The sequence below is a fragment of the Nesterenkonia sedimenti genome, assembly GCF_012641515.1.
GTDB classification, from domain to species: domain Bacteria; phylum Actinomycetota; class Actinomycetes; order Actinomycetales; family Micrococcaceae; genus Nesterenkonia; species Nesterenkonia sedimenti.
In genome coordinates this window covers 178,825-199,629 of record NZ_JABAHY010000003.1, presented here as the reverse complement: position 1 = coordinate 199,629, position 20,805 = coordinate 178,825, and the positions used below count along the sequence as shown (strand labels likewise).

Annotated in this window: 22 protein-coding genes and 3 tRNA genes; 18 read left to right on the top strand and 7 right to left on the bottom strand. The window is 62.7% G+C overall.

The genetic code is table 11. The features are described from left to right. Positions 1–22: 22 nt before the first annotated feature. From HGQ17_RS05325 to HGQ17_RS05315, 3 genes are all read right to left on the bottom strand, one after another. Positions 23–95: transfer RNA gene (locus tag HGQ17_RS05325), tRNA-Phe, on the bottom strand. 21 nt (positions 96–116) lie between these two features. Continuing rightward, positions 117–190 (bottom strand) — tRNA-Asp (locus HGQ17_RS05320). Between the two features lie 81 nt (positions 191–271). After that, positions 272–344: transfer RNA gene (locus HGQ17_RS05315), tRNA-Glu, on the bottom strand. A gap of 50 nt (positions 345–394) precedes the next feature. Here HGQ17_RS05315 and HGQ17_RS05310 point away from each other — a divergent pair. Then, positions 395–760, top strand: a complete 366-nt coding sequence (locus tag HGQ17_RS05310) for a metallopeptidase family protein (RefSeq protein WP_168886933.1) — start codon at positions 395–397, stop codon at positions 758–760. 358 nt (positions 761–1,118) lie between these two features. Continuing rightward, positions 1,119–3,440 (top strand): C40 family peptidase, encoded by a 2,322-nt coding sequence (locus HGQ17_RS05305; RefSeq protein WP_168886932.1) that lies wholly within the window; start codon positions 1,119–1,121, stop codon positions 3,438–3,440. 81 nt (positions 3,441–3,521) lie between these two features. Here HGQ17_RS05305 and HGQ17_RS05300 read toward each other — a convergent pair whose 3' ends face one another. Together HGQ17_RS05300 and nadE are read right to left on the bottom strand one after the other, a co-directional pair. Then, the gene (locus tag HGQ17_RS05300) at positions 3,522–4,325 is read right to left on the bottom strand and encodes an exodeoxyribonuclease III (RefSeq protein WP_168886931.1); all 804 of its coding nucleotides are present in this window, start codon (positions 4,323–4,325) and stop codon (positions 3,522–3,524) included. Positions 4,326–4,428: 103 nt separating this feature from the next. Next, on the bottom strand, positions 4,429–5,256 hold the full coding sequence (gene nadE, locus HGQ17_RS05295; RefSeq protein WP_168886930.1) for an ammonia-dependent NAD(+) synthetase: 828 nt from the start codon (positions 5,254–5,256) through the stop codon (positions 4,429–4,431). Between the two features lie 65 nt (positions 5,257–5,321). On the opposite strand from nadE, the gene pyrE reads away from it, so the two are divergent. After that, entirely contained in the window at positions 5,322–5,909 is a 588-nt protein-coding gene (gene pyrE / locus HGQ17_RS05290) for an orotate phosphoribosyltransferase (RefSeq protein ID WP_168886929.1), read from the top strand. A 217-nt stretch (positions 5,910–6,126) separates the two neighbouring features. Here pyrE and HGQ17_RS05285 read toward each other — a convergent pair whose 3' ends face one another. Beyond that, a complete protein-coding gene (locus HGQ17_RS05285; protein WP_168886928.1) occupies positions 6,127–7,308 on the bottom strand; it encodes a MalY/PatB family protein in 1,182 nt (393 codons plus the stop codon). A 54-nt stretch (positions 7,309–7,362) separates the two neighbouring features. On the opposite strand from HGQ17_RS05285, the gene HGQ17_RS05280 reads away from it, so the two are divergent. The 6 genes from HGQ17_RS05280 (at position 7,363) to HGQ17_RS05255 (ending at position 11,492) form a co-directional block, all read left to right on the top strand. Next, a complete protein-coding gene (locus HGQ17_RS05280) occupies positions 7,363–7,989 on the top strand; it encodes a TrmH family RNA methyltransferase (protein WP_168886927.1) in 627 nt (208 codons plus the stop codon). A gap of 68 nt (positions 7,990–8,057) precedes the next feature. Then, positions 8,058–8,807: an alpha/beta fold hydrolase gene (locus HGQ17_RS05275; protein ID WP_168886926.1), complete on the top strand. Its 750-nt coding sequence runs from the start codon at positions 8,058–8,060 to the stop codon at positions 8,805–8,807. 3 nt (positions 8,808–8,810) lie between these two features. Beyond that, entirely contained in the window at positions 8,811–9,461 is a 651-nt protein-coding gene (locus tag HGQ17_RS05270) for an aspartate/glutamate racemase family protein (protein WP_168886925.1), read from the top strand. 63 nt (positions 9,462–9,524) lie between these two features. Then, entirely contained in the window at positions 9,525–10,199 is a 675-nt protein-coding gene (locus tag HGQ17_RS05265; protein WP_168886924.1) for a hypothetical protein, read from the top strand. A 144-nt stretch (positions 10,200–10,343) separates the two neighbouring features. Next, positions 10,344–10,631: an MGMT family protein gene (locus HGQ17_RS05260; RefSeq protein WP_168886923.1), complete on the top strand. Its 288-nt coding sequence runs from the start codon at positions 10,344–10,346 to the stop codon at positions 10,629–10,631. A gap of 144 nt (positions 10,632–10,775) precedes the next feature. Continuing rightward, positions 10,776–11,492 (top strand): hypothetical protein, encoded by a 717-nt coding sequence (locus HGQ17_RS05255; RefSeq protein WP_168886922.1) that lies wholly within the window; start codon positions 10,776–10,778, stop codon positions 11,490–11,492. A gap of 172 nt (positions 11,493–11,664) precedes the next feature. Here HGQ17_RS05255 and HGQ17_RS05250 read toward each other — a convergent pair whose 3' ends face one another. After that, positions 11,665–12,117 carry an Lrp/AsnC family transcriptional regulator gene (locus HGQ17_RS05250; RefSeq protein WP_168886921.1) on the bottom strand — a complete coding sequence of 151 codons (453 nt, stop codon included), beginning with the start codon at positions 12,115–12,117 and terminating at the stop codon, positions 11,665–11,667. Between the two features lie 64 nt (positions 12,118–12,181). On the opposite strand from HGQ17_RS05250, the gene HGQ17_RS05245 reads away from it, so the two are divergent. The 9 genes from HGQ17_RS05245 to HGQ17_RS05205 all read left to right on the top strand — a co-directional run bounded on the left by HGQ17_RS05245 (position 12,182) and on the right by HGQ17_RS05205 (position 20,773). Then, a complete protein-coding gene (locus HGQ17_RS05245) occupies positions 12,182–12,886 on the top strand; it encodes an AzlC family ABC transporter permease (protein WP_324615194.1) in 705 nt (234 codons plus the stop codon). Next, positions 12,883–13,194, top strand: a complete 312-nt coding sequence (locus HGQ17_RS05240; RefSeq protein ID WP_168886920.1) for an AzlD domain-containing protein — start codon at positions 12,883–12,885, stop codon at positions 13,192–13,194. Before HGQ17_RS05245 ends, HGQ17_RS05240 begins: the two co-directional genes overlap by 4 nt. A 181-nt stretch (positions 13,195–13,375) precedes the next feature. Continuing rightward, complete coding sequence (locus tag HGQ17_RS05235; protein WP_168886919.1) at positions 13,376–14,386, top strand: universal stress protein; 1,011 nt, start codon at positions 13,376–13,378, stop codon at positions 14,384–14,386. Positions 14,387–14,495: 109 nt separating this feature from the next. Further along, positions 14,496–15,518 (top strand): class II fructose-bisphosphate aldolase, encoded by a 1,023-nt coding sequence (gene fbaA, locus HGQ17_RS05230; RefSeq protein ID WP_168886918.1) that lies wholly within the window; start codon positions 14,496–14,498, stop codon positions 15,516–15,518. Between the two features lie 11 nt (positions 15,519–15,529). Beyond that, positions 15,530–16,342: an HAD family hydrolase gene (locus tag HGQ17_RS05225; RefSeq protein WP_168886917.1), complete on the top strand. Its 813-nt coding sequence runs from the start codon at positions 15,530–15,532 to the stop codon at positions 16,340–16,342. 177 nt (positions 16,343–16,519) lie between these two features. Beyond that, the gene (locus HGQ17_RS05220) at positions 16,520–17,599 is read left to right on the top strand and encodes a phosphate/phosphite/phosphonate ABC transporter substrate-binding protein (RefSeq protein WP_168886916.1); all 1,080 of its coding nucleotides are present in this window, start codon (positions 16,520–16,522) and stop codon (positions 17,597–17,599) included. Positions 17,600–17,676: 77 nt separating this feature from the next. Beyond that, positions 17,677–18,480: a phosphonate ABC transporter ATP-binding protein gene (gene phnC, locus HGQ17_RS05215; protein WP_168886915.1), complete on the top strand. Its 804-nt coding sequence runs from the start codon at positions 17,677–17,679 to the stop codon at positions 18,478–18,480. Continuing rightward, complete coding sequence (locus HGQ17_RS15685; protein ID WP_168886914.1) at positions 18,477–19,574, top strand: PhnE/PtxC family ABC transporter permease; 1,098 nt, start codon at positions 18,477–18,479, stop codon at positions 19,572–19,574. Before phnC ends, HGQ17_RS15685 begins: the two co-directional genes overlap by 4 nt. Continuing rightward, positions 19,571–20,773 (top strand): PhnE/PtxC family ABC transporter permease, encoded by a 1,203-nt coding sequence (locus HGQ17_RS05205; protein WP_324615193.1) that lies wholly within the window; start codon positions 19,571–19,573, stop codon positions 20,771–20,773. Before HGQ17_RS15685 ends, HGQ17_RS05205 begins: the two co-directional genes overlap by 4 nt. The last annotated feature ends 32 nt before the right edge of the window (positions 20,774–20,805 follow it).

The following is a 20,805-nucleotide window of genomic DNA, read 5'->3' as shown; positions in this document are numbered from 1 at the left end:
TCTGCTTCAAGCGTTCGGTTCGTGGCTCCGACCGGCGTCGATCCGGTGACCTTTCGATTTTCAGTCGAACGCTCTACCAACTGAGCTACAGAGCCTGGTTCAACCAAACGCTCAAGCGACCCTGACGAGACTTGAACTCGCGACCTCCGCCGTGACAGGGCGGCGCGCTAACCAACTGCGCCACAGGGCCAGTATTCTTTTGTTGTGCCTATCGGCACGAGGAAAAACTTTAGCAGATCCTCTCTGCTCTTCGCCAATCGGCTCAGAGCCGCACCCCCAACGGGATTCGAACCCGTGCCGCCGCCGTGAAAGGGCGGTGTCCTAGGCCGCTAGACGATGGGGGCCAGTTGCCCCGTAGGGAACCTATAAGAGTGTAGTGGATAGACTGCGTTCTATGCCAGTCGAGATGAGTGATGAGGATTTCGACGCCGCCGTCGAAGGTGCCCTGCAGCGGATCCCGCCCGCCCTGGCAGCCAAGATCGATAATGTGGCGGTCTTCGTAGAGGACCGCTATGAACCTGAGCCCTGGGAGGATCCCGACACAGTTCTGCTGGGTCTCTATGAAGGCATACCTCTGACCGAGCGCGGTGGGGAGCCCTGGGCAATGCCGGACCGCATCACTCTCTATAAGCGGGCGATCCTCGATATCTGTGAATCGCCGGATGAGGTCATCGATCAGGTGACCATCACCGTGGTGCATGAAGTTGCCCATTTTTTCGGGATCGACGACGCCACACTGCACCGGCTCGGCTGGGCCTGAACCTGCGCATATCACAAACCTGTGACAGGCCAGCGGATATCCAACCTTCAACCTACTTGAAGGTTTAAAGATGCCATTTTGTGACCTTGCTTCCGCATGATTCCGGGGTTTTTGGTTTCACAGGTTCATCACAGAAACGACACGGACTATTGCCTCCGTGACCTTTCCGCAATTATCGTGAACGCCAGCAGCACCACGAAGGGTTCAATCAGGACGCGTTTCCCATCTCTGCCGCTTATCTGGAGCACAGCTCCGACACAGGTAAGCGACCGTGTCCGATCCGAACCCCGAGGGGTTGGCCTCACCGCAAGGGCCGAGCCATGAGCGTTGCACCAATGAGGAAAAGTGAGGAACTACCGTGAAAAACCGTCGCAATTTCGCGGTGGCAGCGATTACCGCCGCCGTCGTGACCACAGCGTTAGTCGGGACCACTCTGCCCGACCTGGTCGCCGACCGCGCCGCGGACTCTTCGGCGGCCGAGCAGAGCGAGGACCAGAACCTCTCCGAGTCCCTTGTGACCACTGAGCTGCCCGAAGCACCTAGCGCGGACCAGGTTTCCGAGGCCAAGAAGTCCAAGGAAGCCACCGACCAGCTGATCATCGACATCGTCGGTCGGATCGACCAGGCTGTGGACCGCGCAGACGAGCTCGAATCTGAGCTGCTGCGCCAGCAGGCTCTGGCCACCGCACAGCTTGAGGAAGCCGCTGAGGCAGCTGAGGAGGCCGAACAGGCCGCAATCGAGGCCGAGGCCGCTCTGGCTATGGAAGCCGGCGAGGAATACCAGGACGGCGATACCGATGCAGCTGACGTGTTGCTCGGCGATGAAGACGCCCTGGCCGATGATGCCACCGACCAGCAGCTGTCCGATCAGGCCGAGCAGGAAGCCGTGGACGCCCAGCAGGCCCAGCGCGAGGCCGAGGCCGCCGCAGCTGCTGCCGAGGAGAACAGCCAGGAGGCTGCAGAGACCTTGGCGCTGACCGGAACCGCCGAAGGCGAGACCAATATCAGCGTTGAGGAGCTCGACGCCGTCCTGCGCGACCTCCTTGAGGACCTTCAGGAGCTGGAGGAATTCGACGGCAGCCTCGATGACTTCCTGATCTTCATGCTCGGTGAGAACGACCGCGTCGACGGCGGCAGCGGCTACTTCACCGAGGACGGCGAACTCGACGGCGACGCAGTGCGTGAGCGTATCCGCCAGCTGCGTGCCACCGGTCCCGACTCTGCGGTATCCGTGGCCAGCACTGAGACCACCGAGGATTCTTCGGGCGATGAGGAAGGGGAAGCCGAATCGTCCGAAGAGTCCGAGGTTAGCGAAGAAACCCCCAGCTACGACTCCCTGAGCGAAGAGCAGAAAGCACTGCTCCGCGATGGTGCTGAACTGGAGGGCTTCAACGGCCTGCGCGACTACTACAACGTCGTGCTCGCCAATGACGGCCTGACCAGCGGCAACGCAGTCGACTGGGATGCCCTGGCCGGCCACATCACTTACCTGGAGACCCAGGGCGAAGAGGAAGAAGCCGAAGAGGAAGAGGCTGAGGAAGAGTCAACCCCGGCTCGGTCCCCGAGCCTGACTGCGACCTCCGAGGCTTCCGAGACTGAGGAAGAGGAAGAGGAGACCAGCGAGGAGTCCTCCTCCGCATCGGCTGCCAGCTATGACTCCCTGAACTCGGGGCAGCGCTCCCTGCTGGGCGAGGCCGCTGAGCTGGATGAGAACTTCGACGGCGGCGCCCGGGACTACTACCAGCTGCTGCTGGACAACAGCACCTTCACCACCAGCGGCGGTTCGGTCAACTGGACCATCGTCGAGGGTCACGTCAGCTACCTGGAGAACCTCGCCGCAGAGGCGGAGGCCGAGGCAGAAGCTGAGGCTGAGGCTGAGTCCACTCCCAGCCCCACCCAGACCTCCACTCCGACGCCGACAGCGACTCCCACGGAGTCCTCGACGCCGACCCAGACCTCGACACCGACTCCGACCTCCACCCCCAGCCCGACTCAGACTCAGAGCGTCCCGCACTGGGATGACCTCAGCAGTGAGCTGCAGAGTCTGCTGGTGGAGGGCTCGAACCTGGACTCCCGCTTCGGCGGTGGATCCGGTGGTGACTACTGGCGGTGGATCCCCTCCAACCGGCCGAACCTGCTGAACAATGACGGCAGCGTCTCCACCTCCAAGCTGGCCACCCACGTCAGCTCCCTGCGCAGCAGTTCCGGCGGCGGAGGCGGCGGCTCCACAGCCTCCTCCACCCCGAGCCAGACATCGACTCCGAGCCCCACCCAGAGCCAGACTCAGGGCAGCGGCAGCCAGCCCGCGGGTAACTCCGGCAGCGGCTCCGGCGCGGCACAGATCGCCATCAACTGGGCGACCAACACTGCCAGCCGCTCGGATGTCTACTATCAGCTGGGCGGCAACGGCCCCAACGCCTGGGACTGCTCCAGCTTCGTGCAGGCCGCATACCGCCAGGCCGGCGTGAACCTGGGCCGGACCACCTACGACCAGATCACTCAGGGTCGTCAGGTCTCCTGGGGTGAGCGTCGCCCCGGTGACCTCATCTTCTGGGGTGACTACCACCTGGCGATCTACCTCGGGAACGGCCAGATCGTCGACGCCGGATCGCCCAGCTCAGGCGTGAGCGTGCGCAGCGTCTTCGGCAACCCGACCAGCGTCCGCCGAGTGGTGGGCTAAAGACTACAACTCCATCATCATCACAAAAGACGACCCCCGGCTGGAGATCAGCCGGGGGTCGTCGCTTGTTAATAGTTGGGGTCAGTCCAGTTCAATAACCACCGGCGCGTGGTCGCTGGCGCCCTTCCCACGGCGCTCGTCCTTATCCACATACCCGGTGCTGACCCGCTGAGCCAGGGCCGGGGAGGCCAACAGGAAATCGATCCGCATACCCTGACGCTTCTGGAACCGCAGGCTGGTGTAGTCCCAGTAGGTGTAGATACCGGGGCCCGGGGCGTGCGGACGAACCACGTCGGTGTAGCCGGCGTCGATGAACTCGTTGAAGGCAGCCCGCTCGGGTTCGGTCACATGAGTCATCTCGTTCTTCTCGAAGAACTCGATATCCCAGACGTCGTCGTCCTGCGGGGCAATATTCCAGTCCCCGGCCAGCACAATCTGGGCCTGCGGATCCTCGCTGAGCCAGGTCTCGGCATGCTCGCGCAGCTGCCGGAGCCAGGCGAGCTTATAGGTCATATGCTCGTCCTCGCGGGAGCGACCATTGGGCACATAGAGGCTCCAGATCCGGACATCGCCGCAGGTCGCAGCGATGGCGCGGGCCTCCTGAACTGGATCTTTACCGTTCTTGCCGAATGGTGGCTGGTTGGTGAAGGTGCGCTCAACATCCTTCAGCCCCACGCGGGAGGCGATAGCCACACCATTCCACTGGTTGAACCCGAAATGCGCCACATCATAGCCATTGTGCTCAAAGACCTCCCAGGGGAAGTTCTCGTCCTTGCACTTGGTCTCCTGGATGGCCAGGACATCGGCCTCGGTCTTCTCCAGCCAGGCCTCGACCCGGTCTGCCCGGGCACGCATCGAATTGACGTTCCACGTTGCGATCTTCACGCAGGCCACATTACCAACGCGGCCCGGCCCGGTCCGGTCTAGCCCAGCCCAGTTTGGCTGATCCGAACGCGGTGAACCCAAGTGGAGTTGGCCAAGTGGAGTTTCAGCCCTGGCGCCACCAGTCATCGAGCAGGGTGACCGGGATAGTGCGCTTATGCCGGGTGCTCAGGTAGCGCTGCTCAAGCTGGGCCGCGGCGTCGTCGTCGACTTCACGACCCTCCAGATAGTCATCGATCTGGTCATAGGTGATGCCCAGCTCCACCTCGTCGAGCTGACCCGGGTTCTCATCGAGGAGGTCTGCGGTGGGTGCCTTGGACCAGATGTGCTCAGAGGCTCCTAGGTGCTTCAGAATCTGGCGGATCTGCCGTTTGTTCAGGGTGAAGTTCGGCAGAATATCGGCCCCGCCGTCGCCGTATTTGGTGAAGAACCCGGTGATGGATTCGGCGCCGTGGTCCGTGCCGACCACCAGTGCATTCTTCTCCCCGGCAACGGCGTACTGCGCGGTCATCCGCAGGCGGGCCTTCACATTTCCGCGGTGGTAGTCAGCCAGCCGCCCGCCGAAGCCTTCCTGATAGGCGACATCCACACCGGTGACAGCCTTCTCAATATTGAATGTGAAGGTGTGATCAGGCTCGATGAAAGTCAGCGCGGTCTGCGCATCATCCTCATCGTGCTGGATCCCATGGGGCAGCCGCATGGCGTAGAACCGGGCATCGACCCCCTCTTCGCGCAGCTTTTCGGTCGCCTTCTGACTGAGGTAGCCGGCCAATGTGGAGTCGACACCGCCGGAGATGCCCAGCACGAAACCTTTTGCACCGGCCGCTTTGGCGTAGTCGACCAGGAAATCTACCCGTCGGGAGACCTCCTCATCGGGATTGATCTGGGGCTTTACGCCCATCTCTTCCACAATTGCCTTCTGAAGCTCACGCATAGGCACAGTCTAATCAGGCCTGTGTAACGGTCGGGTGAAAGGTTGCTGGGGATAGGCTGACTACTATGACTTCCTACGCCGCCGAGCTGCTGAAAAACAACGACGACGCCGCCACCCGCCTCCGCGATCTCATCGATCAGCATGCGGTGGTCCGGCGCAAAGTGACTCTCTCCTCCGGGAAAGAGGCCGACTACTACGTGGACCTGCGCCGGGTGACCCTGCACCATGAGGCCGGCCCCCTGGTCGGTGAAGTGATGCTGAAGATGCTCGACGCCGCCGGCATCAGCTTTGATGCCGCCGGTGGGCTGACCATGGGGGCTGATCCCGTGGGCACTGCGATCATGCATGCCGCGGCCGGCCAGAACCGGGCCATCGACTCCTTCGTGGTGCGTAAGGCCGCCAAGTCTTATGGCATGGGCCGGCAGGTCGAAGGCCCCGATATCAAGGGCCGCAAAGTTGTGGTCCTGGAGGACACCTCCACCACCGGCGGTTCAGCCCTGCAGGCAGTGGAGGGCGTGCGTGCGGCCGGGGGCGAAGTCCAGGCCGTGGCCGTCATCGTCGACCGGGACACCGGGGCCAAGGAACGGATCGAAGAGGAAGCAGGAGTGCCCTGCTTCTACGCCTACTCCAAGGACGACCTCGGGCTGAGCTGAGGTTGTGAAGCGGCGGGGTTCCCCTCCGGTGCGAACCCTCCTCCTTCACTCGCCGATCCGCCTTCGGCGGAGTCGGCTCCTCACAAGGGATCCCCCGGGTTCGCACCTCCGACCCACCGCTTCTCAGATGGGCGCGCAGGCCTCAGCGACTTCTGACGTGATGCCGGCGAGAGAAGAGGTCTAGTAATAAACGGCGGAGGGGCACCCACCGCGTTGACTAACGCAAGGACTGGCCTATGCGTTCGACGGCCTCGGTGAGGATGGACTGGCTGGTGGCGAAGTTCAGCCGGGCATGGGCCTCGCCGCCGGAGCCGAAGGGATGCCCCGGGGTCAGTGCCACACCTGCCTTCTTCAACAGGTGCTTGGCCGGACCCAGCACCGGGGTCTCCACCCCGGGGGTCGGCTCATCATCGGTGAAACCGTAGGCAGAGAAGTCCAACCAGGCCAGATAGGTGGCCTCAGGGGCGGTGTACTTCACCTCCGGGGCATGCTTGGCCAACAGCTCACCCAGCAGCTTCCGATTGGCATCCAAACCTGTCAGCAGGGACTCTAACCATGGCTGACCGGAGGTAAACGCAGCGGTCTGGGCCACCACACCGAGATGGGTAGGCCCATGCGGGACCTCGGGAGGCAGATTCTCCAACTCATCGACCGCCTCCTCACCGGCGACCATCAGCCCGGCCTTCAGCCCGGCGAGGTTCCACGCCTTGGATGCGGCATGGATGGCGTAACCGCGCGGATCCACACTCAGATACGGAGTGAACCGCGCCTCGGAGTAGACCAGCGGGGCATGGATCTCATCGGCGACCACCCGGATGCCGTAGTCAGCGGCCAGTCCGGCCAGCTTCTCCAACTCCTCCCGGGTATGTGCCACTCCGGTGGGATTATGCGGATTCGCCAGAAGATAGGCCGCCTGGCCACCGGTGGTGCGCAGGTTGAAGGACTCCTCCAGCATCTCGAAGTCCAAGCGTCCGTCTGGGCCCAGCGGGGCCTCGACTACCCGGCGTCCGGCGCTGACCGGATATTTGAAGAAGGGCGGGTAGACCGGGGAGGAGACGATGACGGTATCGGCGATCTCGCCGACCAGTTTCAGCGCCTCGACCGCTCCAGACATCACATCGCGGACCGGACGTACCTGACTGGGGCTGACGGTCCAACCCCAATGCTGTTTGGCGAAATCGCAGAAGGCCCTGATGTAGGGACCGGAGGAGGGGTAACCGGTATCGCCGAGTTCGATGGCCTCATGCAGGGCCGCGGCAACCGGCTCGGCCAGCGGGGTGTCCATCTCCGCCACCCAAAGCGGCAGGGCCTCGTCACCGAAGGCCCGCCATTTGGCGGACTTCCGGGCACGGAGCTGGTCAAGACTGAGGACTTCGAGAGGATTCTTCGGCTGACCCATACACCGACTTTATCGAAGAGCTGTCTGCAGCGTCATTGGGTAGGCTCACAGTCCATGACAGACAACCAGTCCGAAGCCGAGCGGGAAGTGGGCCTGGGGCCTTGGGAAGGGCCCTGGCCGCAGGGCGATCACTATGACCCCGACCTGCTGGCTGAAGGCGACCGGCGTAACGTCATCGACGAATACCGGTACTGGAAGCATTCAGCGATCGTCGCTGACCTCGATGCCAAACGACACGGATTCCATGTGGCCATCGAGAATTGGCAGCACGATTTCAATATCGGCACCGTGGTCCGGACAGCCAATGCATTCCTGGCCAAAGAGGTCCACATCATCGGGAAGAAACGATGGAACCGTCGCGGGGCCATGGTCACCGATAAATACCAGCATGTGCGACACCATCCCACCGTGGAGGACTTCACCGCCTGGGCCAAAGAGGCCGGACTCCCGGTGCTCGGCGTCGATCTCTTTCCAGACTCAGTGCCCCTGGAGGCCTACCAGCTGCCCCAGAACTGTGTGTTGGTCTTCGGTCAGGAAGGGCCCGGGCTCAGCGAGCAGATCCGGCAGGCGGCCGAGGCGACATTGTCTATCGCCCAGTTCGGCTCCACCCGTTCGATCAATGCCGGGGTGGCAGCTGGGATCGCCATGCATGCCTGGATCCGCCAGCATGCCCAGATCTGAACCGGCAGCTGACCAGTATCGATCCCCGTCCGGCAATCACACCCGGCACAGTGCAGTAGGTTATTGCTATGGCTGACGTGGAGACCTCCTCGTTCACCCGAGGTGAGCACACTGTTGTATTCGACCATTACCGCAACCCCGGGCCCGGACCCGTCTATGTGCTGCTGCACGGTATCGGCATGGGCCGTGCCATCTACCAGGACCTCGCCGAGGAACTGGCCAAAAGTGGAGAGGTCTACGCCCTGGACCTGCCCGGATTCGGCGACTCCCCGGCACCGGGTGAGGCCCTGACCATTGAGCAGTTCGGTGACATCGTCGCCGACTGGGTCACCTCCCTGGATGTGGAGAACCCCGTATTGGTCGGTCACTCCATGGGCGCCCAGGTCGCCGCCGAGGCCCTGGCCCGCCACCCCGAGATCAGCAACCAGGGCGTGTTCATCGCCCCGGCGGTCAACCGCTCCGAACGCACTATCGGCAAACAGATGCTGCGACTGCTTCAGGACTTCACCGGAGAGAGCCCCAAAGTCTTCATCATGGGGGTCTACGGATACGCCAAAGCCGGGATGCGCTGGTTCCTCAAGAACGCCAAATATCTGTTGGAACACCGGCTGGAGGAGACCTGCCCCAAGATCACCGCGGAGGTGCTGGTCATCGGCGGGGAGAAGGACCGGGTCTGTCCCAGGTACTGGATCGAAGAGGTCACCGAGCTGCTGCCCAATGGTCGGATGGAGGAGATCGCCGACCGCGGACATGAAGCGGTGATCAGCACACCGCATCCGATTGCCGCCCTCATCGCCGACTTCGCCAAAGGTGCCTGAGACGTGAAGATCGGTGTCTTCGACTCCGGCCGCGGCGGCCAGGCAGTCGCCGACCGGCTTGCCGAACTGCTGCCGCAGGCCCAGGTGGTCACTGCCCATGACCACAAGAACGTCCCCTATGGCAGCCGGACCCCGGAAGAGGTCCACCGGCTGACCGACCGAGCCATCCAGCCGCTGCTGAAAGATTGCGACGTCGTCGTGCTGGCTTGTAACACCGCCACTGCAGCAGCCATTGAGCAGCTGCGGGCCGATTACCCCCAGATGCCGTTTGTGGGACTGGAACCCATGGTCAAACCGGCCAGCTCCCTGACCCGCTCCGGGCGCATCGTGGTCTGCGCAACGCCTGCGACCCTGGCCAGCCCGAGGTACCAGCGGCTGAAACAGACCTGGGCGGGGGAACTGACAGTGATCGAACCCGACTGCAGCAGCTGGGCGGCCACAATCGAACAGGGCCGCTCCGCAGACCTGGCCCTCAGCGCGGTGGTGGAGTCCGTAGAGACACAGGGGGCCGACGTCGTCGTACTCGCCTGCACTCACTATCACTGGATCAAAGACGCCATTCAGGCGGCCACCGGGGATCATGTTCAGGTCCTGGAACCCTCCGATGCGATCGCCTCCCAGATCCAGCGGGTGCTCGCCGCCGCCGGGGAGTAATCAGCCAGGATCCGCTTAGGGCACATCCGGTAGCCGTAGAGGGATCATCACCAGAATATCGGTATGGACATGACAGAGCGCTGGACTGCGGTGGGCGCAGGTCTGATGGCCGCCAGTCTGGTGGCTTGTACCGGTGATGAGGATTTACCAGAGCGCGCCCGGCAGGCGGCAGATGCGGTGGATGAATCACTCTTCGAAGAGCTTGACAATGAGATCGAACTCGGCGATGACGAGATCAAAGGAAAACTCGATGAACTCCACTGGTTTGAGCTTGTCCTCGATCCCGATGCGGATACCGAGGCTGCCGGTGAGAACCTGGAGGCGCTGCTAAACGACTATGGCATTATGCCCACCGTCCATCTGCCCAATGGGGGAGAAGTAGGACCGGGATCCCGGGTGACCATCGGCGGGGAATGGCGAGATATCATCGACGCCGAACAATACGCTGACCTCCTGGAACTGGGGCTTGCAACAGAAGGTGATGTCATTGCCTGGAAGGGTTCCCGCGCATCAGAGACTGAGCTTGGGATCACCGTTCAACGCGATGATCTCCAGGAGGGAATCGCCGCGGTAGAAGCCTGGCAGGAGTTGGAGAAACCCGACTGGAGTCCCTTGGGTGAGGATCGGTTGGAGACCTACAGTCCAGCCGGTGATACCGGCCTGGTGCCGATCACCTTCCGGCTTGCCCCAGGAGGGGAGGGGGGGCGGCGAACACCCCGCCCAGGAAGACCTCCCTGATAGTGAACGCGAAGTCACAGCTGAACATCAGGAGTCGGCCCTGCAATGGGCAGCACTGGTCAATGAGCATTTCGATGAGCTGCCGACAGTAGAGGTCTACCTGTATAACCGGGGTCATGCGGTTATGGCAGATTGAGGCAATTTATGAATGAGCAGACCCATGAGCGGGTACGGGAGATCATTGCAGCAGTCCCGGCAGGCACTGTGGCGACCTACGGAGATATCGCCGCGCTCGCGGGCCTATCCAATCCCCGGCAGGTTGGCTGGGTCCTGCGCGAAGATGGGTTCGACCTCCCCTGGCATCGAATCATTCGCGCCGACGGCGTCCCTGCCTCTCATCTGCGGGATGAACAGCTGGCCAGACTGCGTGCCGAAGGGGTCCTGGCAACCGGACAGAAGGTCGATCTGCGTCGCTATCGCTGGGAGGCCTGAGCGGACAAGGCCCGAGAGTCTTTAGACTGCTGACTGTGAGTCAGATGCAGGGGGAGTCCACCAACGTAACAAGACGGCAGCGGCGCAGGCCCCCGAGGCTCTCCGCAGGCCGGGCCCGATCACCTCGATGCAGATGAGAGCGCAGTGGCCAGCGACTGGCTGATAGTCGACCTCGAGGCCCAGCTGACCGAATCCGAACCGGGGCACCTCGTCCATGCCGAACTGCATCTGGGCGAGCACGTATACCGGGCCAGTGAGCGAATCGAATCCCTGCTGGATCAGCCATTGCGCACCGGTGTGCCCCTGGCAGGGTCCCTGGCCTTCGAAGTTCCGGAGGGGAAGATCTCCGATATGGGAGACCCCGCCGCACTGCAGCTGGGCCTGAACCGGCAGCCAGACCTCGACACGGTCATCGAAGTCGGCTTGATCGTTGCCGCCTTTGTGCTGCGCTCAGTCCTGGGGCGGCTGAAGACCAGTTACCCCAGAGCCACAGCACCGGCAGTGGTCTACCTCGAGACCCTATGGATCTTCCTGGCCATTCTGGCCATTGAGCAGTACGCCTCCACAGTCAGCAACTGGGCCCAACAGAGGCAGGCCATGGTCTGGTTGGACACAGCCCAGGGCTGGTTGGTTGAGCACCTCTATCCGGTGGCCTGGCTCTGGGCCGTGGTCACCGAGTTCATCGGACATCTCGGAGCTGTGCTGCTGCCACCGAGCTCCAGACGGAAGACGCCGTCGACGTCCTCGGGGACCACAAAAGCCATCTCCACCGCAGTATCACTGCACCACCGGGAGAACTGGCTGTTCCAACCCACCTCATCATTGGCCGGTTCGAAGACGCGTGAAGTGCTGATCTCATGAAGCCGCTGGACCGGACAGGTGAAGGTCACGGAGTCAGTTTCGATGGCCACCGTCAGCGGAGCCAAGAGGCCCAGGGCGCAGAGCGACACCAGATTGCGGCGAAACCACCGGCCCTTCATCACTGTCACCCGGTCATCCTATGACACGGCAGACCGGGGCGCTGAACCCGGCCTCAGCCCTTCAGCCGGCGCATGGTCTGATGCGAGAGGATCCGACTGACCGCCGGCAGTTGAGAAAGTGTCCCAATGACCAGGGACTCATAGTGCTCCCCATCGGCGACCTGCACCCGGAGGAAATAGTCGGGCTGGCCGAACATCCGGCGCAGCTCAGTGACCTCCGGAACGGCCACGGCAGCCTTCTCGAAATCCTCAATGGTCACACTGTTGTTGACCGCGATATCGATGGCGGCGATCACCTCAAAGTCCCGCCCCACCACCTTGGGACTGACCGAGGCGTGATAACCGGCGATGACGCCCGCAGCCTCCAACCGCTGGACTCGCCTCAGGCAGGGAGCCGGGGTCAGGCCCACCCGGCGGGCCAGTTCGGTATTGCTGAGCCGGGCATCCTCCTCCAGTTCAGCAATAATCGCGCGATCAAGATCGTCGATCTTCAGATCATTGCTCATAATCCCGCCTTTCACCATATGGTTCGGCAATCACAGCGCGTCGATTTTTCCATAATATTGCGTTGTGACTACACGTTCTGATCAGGGGCGGCGGCTGGAGCTGACCCCGGCGGCCAAAATGGGGCTCTCGGTTACCATTGCCGTTTCCCTCTTCGGGCTCTCCTTCGGGGCGCTGGCGGTGGCGGCAGGTTTTAGTTTCTGGCAGACCATTGCGCTCAGTGCCCTGATGTTCACCGGGGGATCGCAGTTCGCCTTCATCGGGGTCATCGCCGCCGGCGGATCCCCAGCTGCGGCCTTCAGCAGCGCGACCCTGCTGGGTGTGCGCAATACGATCTACGCGGTCCAGATCAAGGCCATGCTCAACCCGGCCGGGGCCAAGCGGCTGGTGGCGGCCCATGTGACCATCGATGAATCCATGGCGGTCTCCACTGCACAGGAGGATCCCGCCGAACAGCGCCGCGGCTTCTGGGTCACCGGAATCGGGATCTGGACCGGCTGGACCGCAGTGACTGCATTGGGTGCCTGGCTCGGAGAGTTCATCGCTGAACCCGAGGCCTTCGGACTCGACGGCGCTGTGGTCGCAGCGTTCCTGGGCCTGCTCTGGCCCCGGCTGAAATCCGTCGAACCCTGGGCGCTGGCAGTTGTGGCTGCTCTGGTGACCACCCTGACTATCCCCGTAGTCCCCTCCGGGCTGCCAGTGCTGATCGCTGCAGTGGTGGCCATCGGCTGGGGCCTGATCACCGCAGGCCGAGGAGGTGAGCGCCGATGAGTCTCTGGGTATGGATTCTGCTGGGGGCGGCAGCCGCCTATGGACTGAAGATCCTGGGATATCTGGTGCCGGCCTCCTGGTTGAAACATCCGTTGGTCGGCCGGATTTCCGGTCTGCTGACCATCGGGCTGTTGGCCTCCCTAGTCATGCTCAATACGGTTTCGGTCGATCAGGGAATCGCCCTGGATGCACGCGTGGGTGCGCTGGTGGCAGCGGCTGTGGCGCTGTTGCTGCGGGCGCCTTTCCTTCTGGTGGTGATCATCGGAGCTGCAGCAGCCGCGGGGCTCCGCCTGCTCGGCTTCCCCTGAGGCGGGCCTTCCTGGATATGGTGTCTTCTGCGACCGATTGAGGGAGAGAAAAATTCCTTCGGAATTTTTCTACACAACGTAGAAAAACCGGGTATAATGGAGCTGACGAGGACGGTTCCACTAGATATAGGGGGTCGCCGTCGTCGTCGGATCTCCCCAGACCCCCGGGATGAGGGACATGATGAACAACGACGTTCAGACCCAGACCGGCTCCATTCCCTTCAACTCCGCTGACCGAAACTTGGGCGTTCTTGTGGGCTATGACGGCTCAGAGCACGCCCAGCTGGCGCTGTTCTACGCAGCCCGAGCCGCTCAGCGCCGCAATACAGTCCTAACCGTAGTCACTGCCTTCGCGATACCCGCCATGGTGCACACTGCCATGATCGGGGTGCCCGATATTCCTGAGGAACAGCTCAAACGCCAGGTGGCCGAATCCTCCCTGGAAGAGGCCCGCGAGCTCCTCACCGGCTATCCCGGTGAGGTGATCTACCGGGCCGAACAGGGGGATGCCTCCGGAGTGCTGGTGGACCTCTCCGCCTCCGCCGAACTGGTGGTGGTCGGCGCCCGCGGCCGCGGCGGATTCCTAGGCCGGATCCTCGGCTCAGTGGCCACCGCCCTACCCTCACACGCCAAATGCCCCACAGTTGTCGTACCCCGTGAGTATCAGAGCGAGATCAGCGGCGAGGGAGCCGAGCGCTTCGACCCGGTGGCCTCTGATGCCCCGGTGGTGGTCGGCGTCGAGGGGTCAAGCTTCAGCCGGGTCGCTGCCCTGCATGCCGCCCGCGCTGCCGCTGACCGCGGGGTCGCCCTGCGGATGGTGATGGCTCTGCCCCCGCTGGACGGAGCCCTGATGTGGTACCCGGAGCTGGCTCCGCGGGAGGACCGGGTGGCCGAACGCCGCAAGGCATCCCTGGCCAAAGCTCTCGAGGCCGAGGTTACCTGGCTCACCGGCCATTACCCAGGCCTTGAGGTCATCCCCAGTGTCGAGGAGGGTGACCCCGTCACGGTCCTGCACCAGGCCACCAAAACCGCCCAGCTGACCGTGGTGGGAACCCACGGCCGCAACAGCCTGGTCAGCGCTTTGATCGGATCAGTGGCACGCGGTGCGCTCATCCGGGCAGAAGGGCCGGTGATGATCGTTCCCCGGCTGGAGGACGCCCGGTTGCAGAACCAGCCGCATTTCACCGGCTGAGCATTCTCTGGGCAGGCGGCACCCCTGGTGATCGGTATCGCATGGCTCGGTAGGATGGACCGTGCACCGATGATATTGCCCATCAGAGCCGACGCTTAAGGAGACTTCCGTGGCCATTGCAACTCCGGATAAGTACAACGAGATGATCGACGCCGCCAAGTCCGGCGGCTACGCCTTCCCCGCAGTGAACGTCACGAGTTCCCAGACGCTGAATGCGGCAATCAAGGGCTTCGCTGATGCGCAATCCGATGGCATCATCCAGGTCTCCACCGGCGGTGCCGCCTACTGGTCCGGCCCCTTCATCAAGGACATGGTCACCGGCGCCAAGGCCTTCGCAGCCTTCGCCAAAGAGGTGGTCAAGAACTACGGGGTCAATATCGCCCTGCACACCGACCACTGCCCCAAGGACAAGCTGGACGATTTCGTCCTGCCCCTGCTGGCAGCCTCCGAGGAGGAGGTCAAAGCCGGCCGGGACCCCATCTTCAACTCCCATATGTGGGACGGCTCAGCCGAGACCCTGGAGGAGAACCTCCGGATCGCCGCTGAGCTGCTGCCCCGCTCCGCTGCCGCCAAGCAGATCCTCGAGGTCGAGATCGGCACTGTCGGCGGTGAGGAAGACGGTGTGGAGAACGAGATCAACGAGAAGCTCTACACCACTGTCGAGGACGCCATCGCCACCATTGAGGCCCTGGGCCTGGGCGAGAAGGGCCGCTACATCACCGCCCTGACCTTCGGAAACGTCCACGGGGTCTATAAGCCGGGCAATGTGAAGCTGCGCCCCGAGATTCTCGATGACATTCAGAAGCAGACCGGTGAGAAATACGGCAAGGACCGTCCCTTCGACCTGGTCTTCCACGGTGGCTCCGGATCCACCCAGCAGGAGGTCAACGACGCGGTCAGCTACGGGGTGATCAAGATGAACATCGACACGGACACCCAGTACGCCTACACCCGCCCGGTGGCCGATCACATGTTCAAGAACTACGACGGCGTGCTCAAGATCGACGGCGAGGTCGGCAATAAGAAGACCTACGACCCCCGAGTCTGGGGTAAGGCAGCCGAGGAGAATATGGCAGCCCGGGTGGTCGAGGCCGCCCAGTGGCTGGGCTCTGCCGGTAAGAGCATCAAGTAATCGGGAAGTCCGTGGAGCCCAAACTCCTCATCCTGGACTTCGACGGCACCCTCTGCCTCGGCGATGACCCCGTTCTGGCCTATGCCGCACAGGTAGATGAAGAGCTGACCACCCGTGGGCTCAACGGCCCCGGGGGTCGGCCGGTGCGCGATCTGGTGGCCGATGCCTTCGCCGCCGACACCCTACTGGTCGAAGAGATCAACTACGACGACGACGGCGTCCCCCTCGCGGTGAAACAGGAAGCGAGGATGGGCGCTGCTGGTGCTCACCCCACCTCCTGGCCGCTGCAGGACGGCTACCAGTTGGTGCAGCTCTTGGGAGTCCAAGCCGGACTCAGCGGACAGACCTGCGATGAGGCTTTCCGGGCTGCCCGGCGGACCCTTCTGGGCGCTGGTCTGGAGAACACAGACCTGCATGCACCGGCGGAGGCGCCGGAACTGCTGAGCCGGCTGCGCCAGGAAGGCGTCGTCGTCGTTCTTGCCACCAACTCCCCGGCCGAAGGATTCGACACCTGGCTGCAGACTCTGGGGCTGGAGGCTGCGTTTGATGCGGTGATCAACTCCGCGCAGAAACCCTTCGGCATGCCGGCCACTGTGGAGCAGGCCCGGCAGACTGCCGCCGAGCTCCGGGGTGGGGCGCAGGTGGCTGCCGGCAGCATTCTCTCGGTGGGAGATATCTGGGCCAATGATCTGGACTATGTGGCCGAACAGGGTGGGGTCACGGTGCTGATCGACCGTTTCACCACCGGTTTGGGGGAGCCCAGTCACCGGGTGCAGAGCTTCACTGAGGCGGCCGATCTCATCGGCCAATGGGGTCAAAAGTAAACATCAGGTGACAGCTTCGCGAACCGGGGGCTCTCAGGTTGTGGCAAGGTTCAGCCCCACTTAGAGTGAAGTTTAGACTCGCAGGCCCCTGGCCTGTGGGCGCCGAATGGGGACTGGTTACCGGGAACCGGGAGGCACGCACCTGCATCTTGACTGAACTCGAAGGAAGTTCCACATATGCGTATGAACACCAAGTCGGCTTTTGCGCTGGCCAGTGTCCTGACCCTGACCCTCGCGGCCTGTGCCGGTGATGAGGAGGACCTCGACGCCAACGGCGATGAGGATGAAGAGACCACCGACACCGATGACACCGACACCAACGGTGACGATAACGGCGACGCAGAGGCTGCCGGTGAAATCACCTCGGTAGACTCCATCACCATCGGCCTGGTGCCGGCCACCGAATCCGCCACTGAGGCTGAGGAGGAGAACGCCGACGCACTCGCTGAGGAGCTCTCCGAAGCACTGGGCGGCTTCCCGGTCGACATCTTCTTCGCTGACAGCTACCTCGGTGTCATCAGCGGTATGCAGACCGGCGATGTGCAGCTGGTCATGTCCGGCCCGGTCGGCATGATCCAGGCCGAGGACGAGGCAGACGGTACTCCCATCCTGCAGTCCATCCGCTACGGCTCTGACAATTATGTCACCCAGTGGTTCACCAACGATCCCGACACCTACTGCCTCGACGACGTCGTCCAGGATGAAGAAGGCTACTCCTTCTGCAACGGCATCTACGACGAAGAGTCCGGTGAGTTCGCCGAGTACGGCCCCATGGGTGAGGACGCCCTCGAGCTGATCGAAGACGGCACCTCCGTGGCCTACGTCGAGGAAGGTTCCGCCTCCGGCTTCTATTTCCCGCAGACCCAGCTCAACGACCTCGGTGTTGAGGTTGACGCGCAGTTCGCCGGCGGACATGACCAGGCTGTCACCGCTGTCTACAACGGTGACTTCCCGATCGGCACCTCCTTCGACGACGCTCGCCAGAACATCGAGGACGAGAACCCCGATGTCGGTGAAGAGCTCGTGGTCTTCGCCTGGGCCGGCCCGATCCCGAACGACGGCATCGTGGCTTCCAACCAGTTCGACGATGAGGAACTGCAGGTCCTCACTGACGCATGGCTGAGCTTCGCGGAGTCCGGTGACCTGGATGAGGGCGATCCGCTCTACGATGTCTACGAGATCAACGGTCTGGCACCGGCCGATGAGGAGGCCCTCGACGTGGCACGTCAGGTCTACCTCGACTTCGGTGACGAGTGATCGACTGCTGAGCGATAATGGATGCGGCTCCGGGCTGACCGGCCCGGGGCCGCATCCCGCCTAAGGACTCCCATTTCATGATTACTTTCGAGAACGTCGATGTGGTCTACCCCAATGGCTTCAAGGGTCTGGACAACATCAACCTGGAGATCGCCCAAGGTGAATTCGTGGCCATCATCGGTCTCTCCGGGGCCGGTAAGTCCACACTGATCCGGGCGGTTAACGGCCTGGTCCCCTATACCAATGGTGCTCTCACCGTCGGTGAGACCACGGTGAACCCCAAGAACAAGTCCAAACTGCGGAAGCTGCGCTCCAAGGTCGGCATGATCTTCCAGCAGTTCAACAACGTTGGACGCATCAGTGTTCTCAATAATGTGCTCATCGGCCGGTCCGCTGTGACCCCGACCTGGCGCTCCCTCATCGGGTGGTACGGAGCCGAGGACAAAGAGGTGGCCTTCCAATCCCTGGAACGAGTCGGCATTGTCGACAAGGCCTATAACCGAGCCTCAGCACTCTCCGGCGGCCAGCAGCAGCGTGTAGCCATTGCCCGAGTGCTTGCTCAGGACCCCGAGGTGATCCTGGCCGATGAGCCGGTGGCATCCCTGGACCCGCCGACGGCACGCCGAGTCCTCGGCGACCTCCGGAAGATCCAGAAGGAACTCGGCATCACCTGCATTGTGAATATGCACCATCTGGACCTCGCTCGCGACTATGCAGACCGAATTATCGGAATGCGTGCTGGCCGCGTGGTCTTCGACGGCCCCACCGAGGAAGCCACCGACGCCGTCATCGAGGATGTGTACCAGCGCTCTCTGAATGAGGAGGACGTCGCCACCTCCCAGAACCCCTCGGAAGAACCCGCTGAGAAGGAAACAGTGTGAGTTCAGAGGTCGCCGAACGACGGGCGACTGTCGGAGTCAAAAGGCCGACAGGAACGCCCGGGACCACCCAGCAGAGACCTGAACGTCCCAAACCCCCGCTGAGCTCCTATCTTGGACTCATCCTGGTGGCAGCTGCTGCCTTCGCATATTTCTGGTGGACCCGCGAGGACACCTCAGTCCTTTTTCTCCCCCTGGGATTCACCACCCTCTGGGCCCCGCAGTGGCCACTGATCGGGTTCCTGGTCATGCTCGGGGTCCTAGTCTTCTGCTGGTTCACCCGAACCGGCCCCATGGCTGCCTTCGGGGCATTGACCGTGGTCATCATGAGCTACTGGGCGGGCTCCAATATCTACTTCATTGACCGAGTCAGTGAAGTCCTCGACCGTTTGACCAGCGGTAACACCCGGGAACAGCTGGCAGGCTATTTCAACCCGGACTGGAACTACCTCTTCTTCAGCAATGTCACCGGCACCAGCCGTCCAATCTGGGGCGAATGGCTGATCACCCTCTGCATGGCCGTGGTGGCAACTATCATCGGCTGCTTCATCGGGCTCCTGCTGGCCATGGCAGCATCCCCAGTCTCCAGCCCGAACAAGGCAACCAGCCAGGGCATCAAGGCGCTGAACTCCGTTATCCGCTCTATTCCGGATGTTGCCTGGGCACTGCTGTTCGCCGCCTTCATCGGCAGCACCGCCTATGGCTACGGGGCCTTGGCCGCAGTACTGGCGCTGATCATGTTCAATATCGGCATCGTCGCCAAGCTATTGGGTGAATCCATCGACGCAGTGAACCCCGGACCCATCGAAGCCTCCGATGCCGCCGGTGCCAATCTTCTCCAGCGTGACCGTGTGGCAGTGCTGCCTGCGGTGATGCCCAGTTTCATCTCCTACAGCCTCTACGTCTTCGAGCTGAACATCCGCGCCTCCGCAGCCCTCGGTGTGGTCGGTGTGGCCGGTATCGGTGGAGAACTCAGCCGCCAGATCGGTCGTATGTCCCAGGGGTATGAACAGGTCGGAGCCATCTTGGCGGCGCTGATCGCAGTAGTGCTGCTTGTCGATCTGCTCTCCATGTGGGTCAGGAGGAAGCTGCTGTGAGCTACGGATACAAAATTGCCGCCGCACTGGTCGGTGCGGTCCTGCTGGCGGCAGGTTCATTCCTACTGACCGATGCTCCGGCAGCGGAGTCCTCCTGGGTCTTCCGCCTGGCTATGCAGGGTACCGCCCTGGGAGCAGCCATCGTCGCAGCCGGTATCGCCATTTACGGCCTCGCCTATCTCGGCACGAGCCGAAAACGCGCTGAGGAGCGGGAACGGCTCTCCACCAGTCGGGGCAGCAAGGGATACTCGCCCGACCGGCTGGATATGCGCCCGGTGAAACCCTCGAAGTTCTTCTACAACATGGCCCTGATCTTCGTGGGTGTGGTGTTCATCGGCTCCGCCGCTGGCACCGGTATCCCCAGCGGTCAGGGCATGTCCCTGGACCAGTTCCAAGAGATGCCGGGGCGCATCTGGAGCTACCTAGTGGGAATGTCCCAAGGTGTCTTCCAGGTCCCGGGCGAGGACGCCCGAGGTGACTGGTCCACAGCATTCGAGGCCATGCTGGAGTCGGTGGCCATCGCATGGATCGGGACCATCATCGGGGCCGTGCTCTCACTGCCCTGCGGCATCCTGGCAGCACGGAACCTGAGCCCCTTGGCGCTCTACATTCCAATGCGCTTCATCCTTTCGGTGATCCGCGCAGTTCCAGAGATCGTCTTCGCCGTCGCGCTGTTCATCCCCCTGCTGGGTGTGGGCCCGGCGGCCATGGGAGGTGCCATGGCCGGTGCCTTCGCACTGGGTATCAGCTCCATCGGTACGCTCTCCAAGCTGATCTCTGAGGCTATTGAGGGAGTTGATCCCGGTCCGGTGGAGGCCGCACGAGCCTCGGGCGCCACGCAGGTGCAGGTGATCCGTTGGGCGGTGCTGCCGCAGGCGATGCCTGAGGTGCTGGCTATCTGGCTTTACCGCTTCGAGGTCAATATCCGTGCCTCCGCCATCCTGGGTGCACTGGGCGCCGGCGGTATCGGTCGCCTCATTGCCCCACCCAATGGTCTCTTCGGACGCTCGCCCTATGACTGGGAAGCCATCGGCATCACTTTCGTGGTGATCATCGCCATCACCATGGTCGTTGACCAGATCTCGGGCTTCGTCCGTCATCGGGTCATCCACGGCAAGCGAGTCCGCCAGAAGAAGCAGAAGAAACCCGGCGATGACGCGCCCACTGATGGACCCAAAGCAGCCGCGGTGCCCGTCTAGTTCCTGCCCTGCGCTTATGCACAGTTAGGATG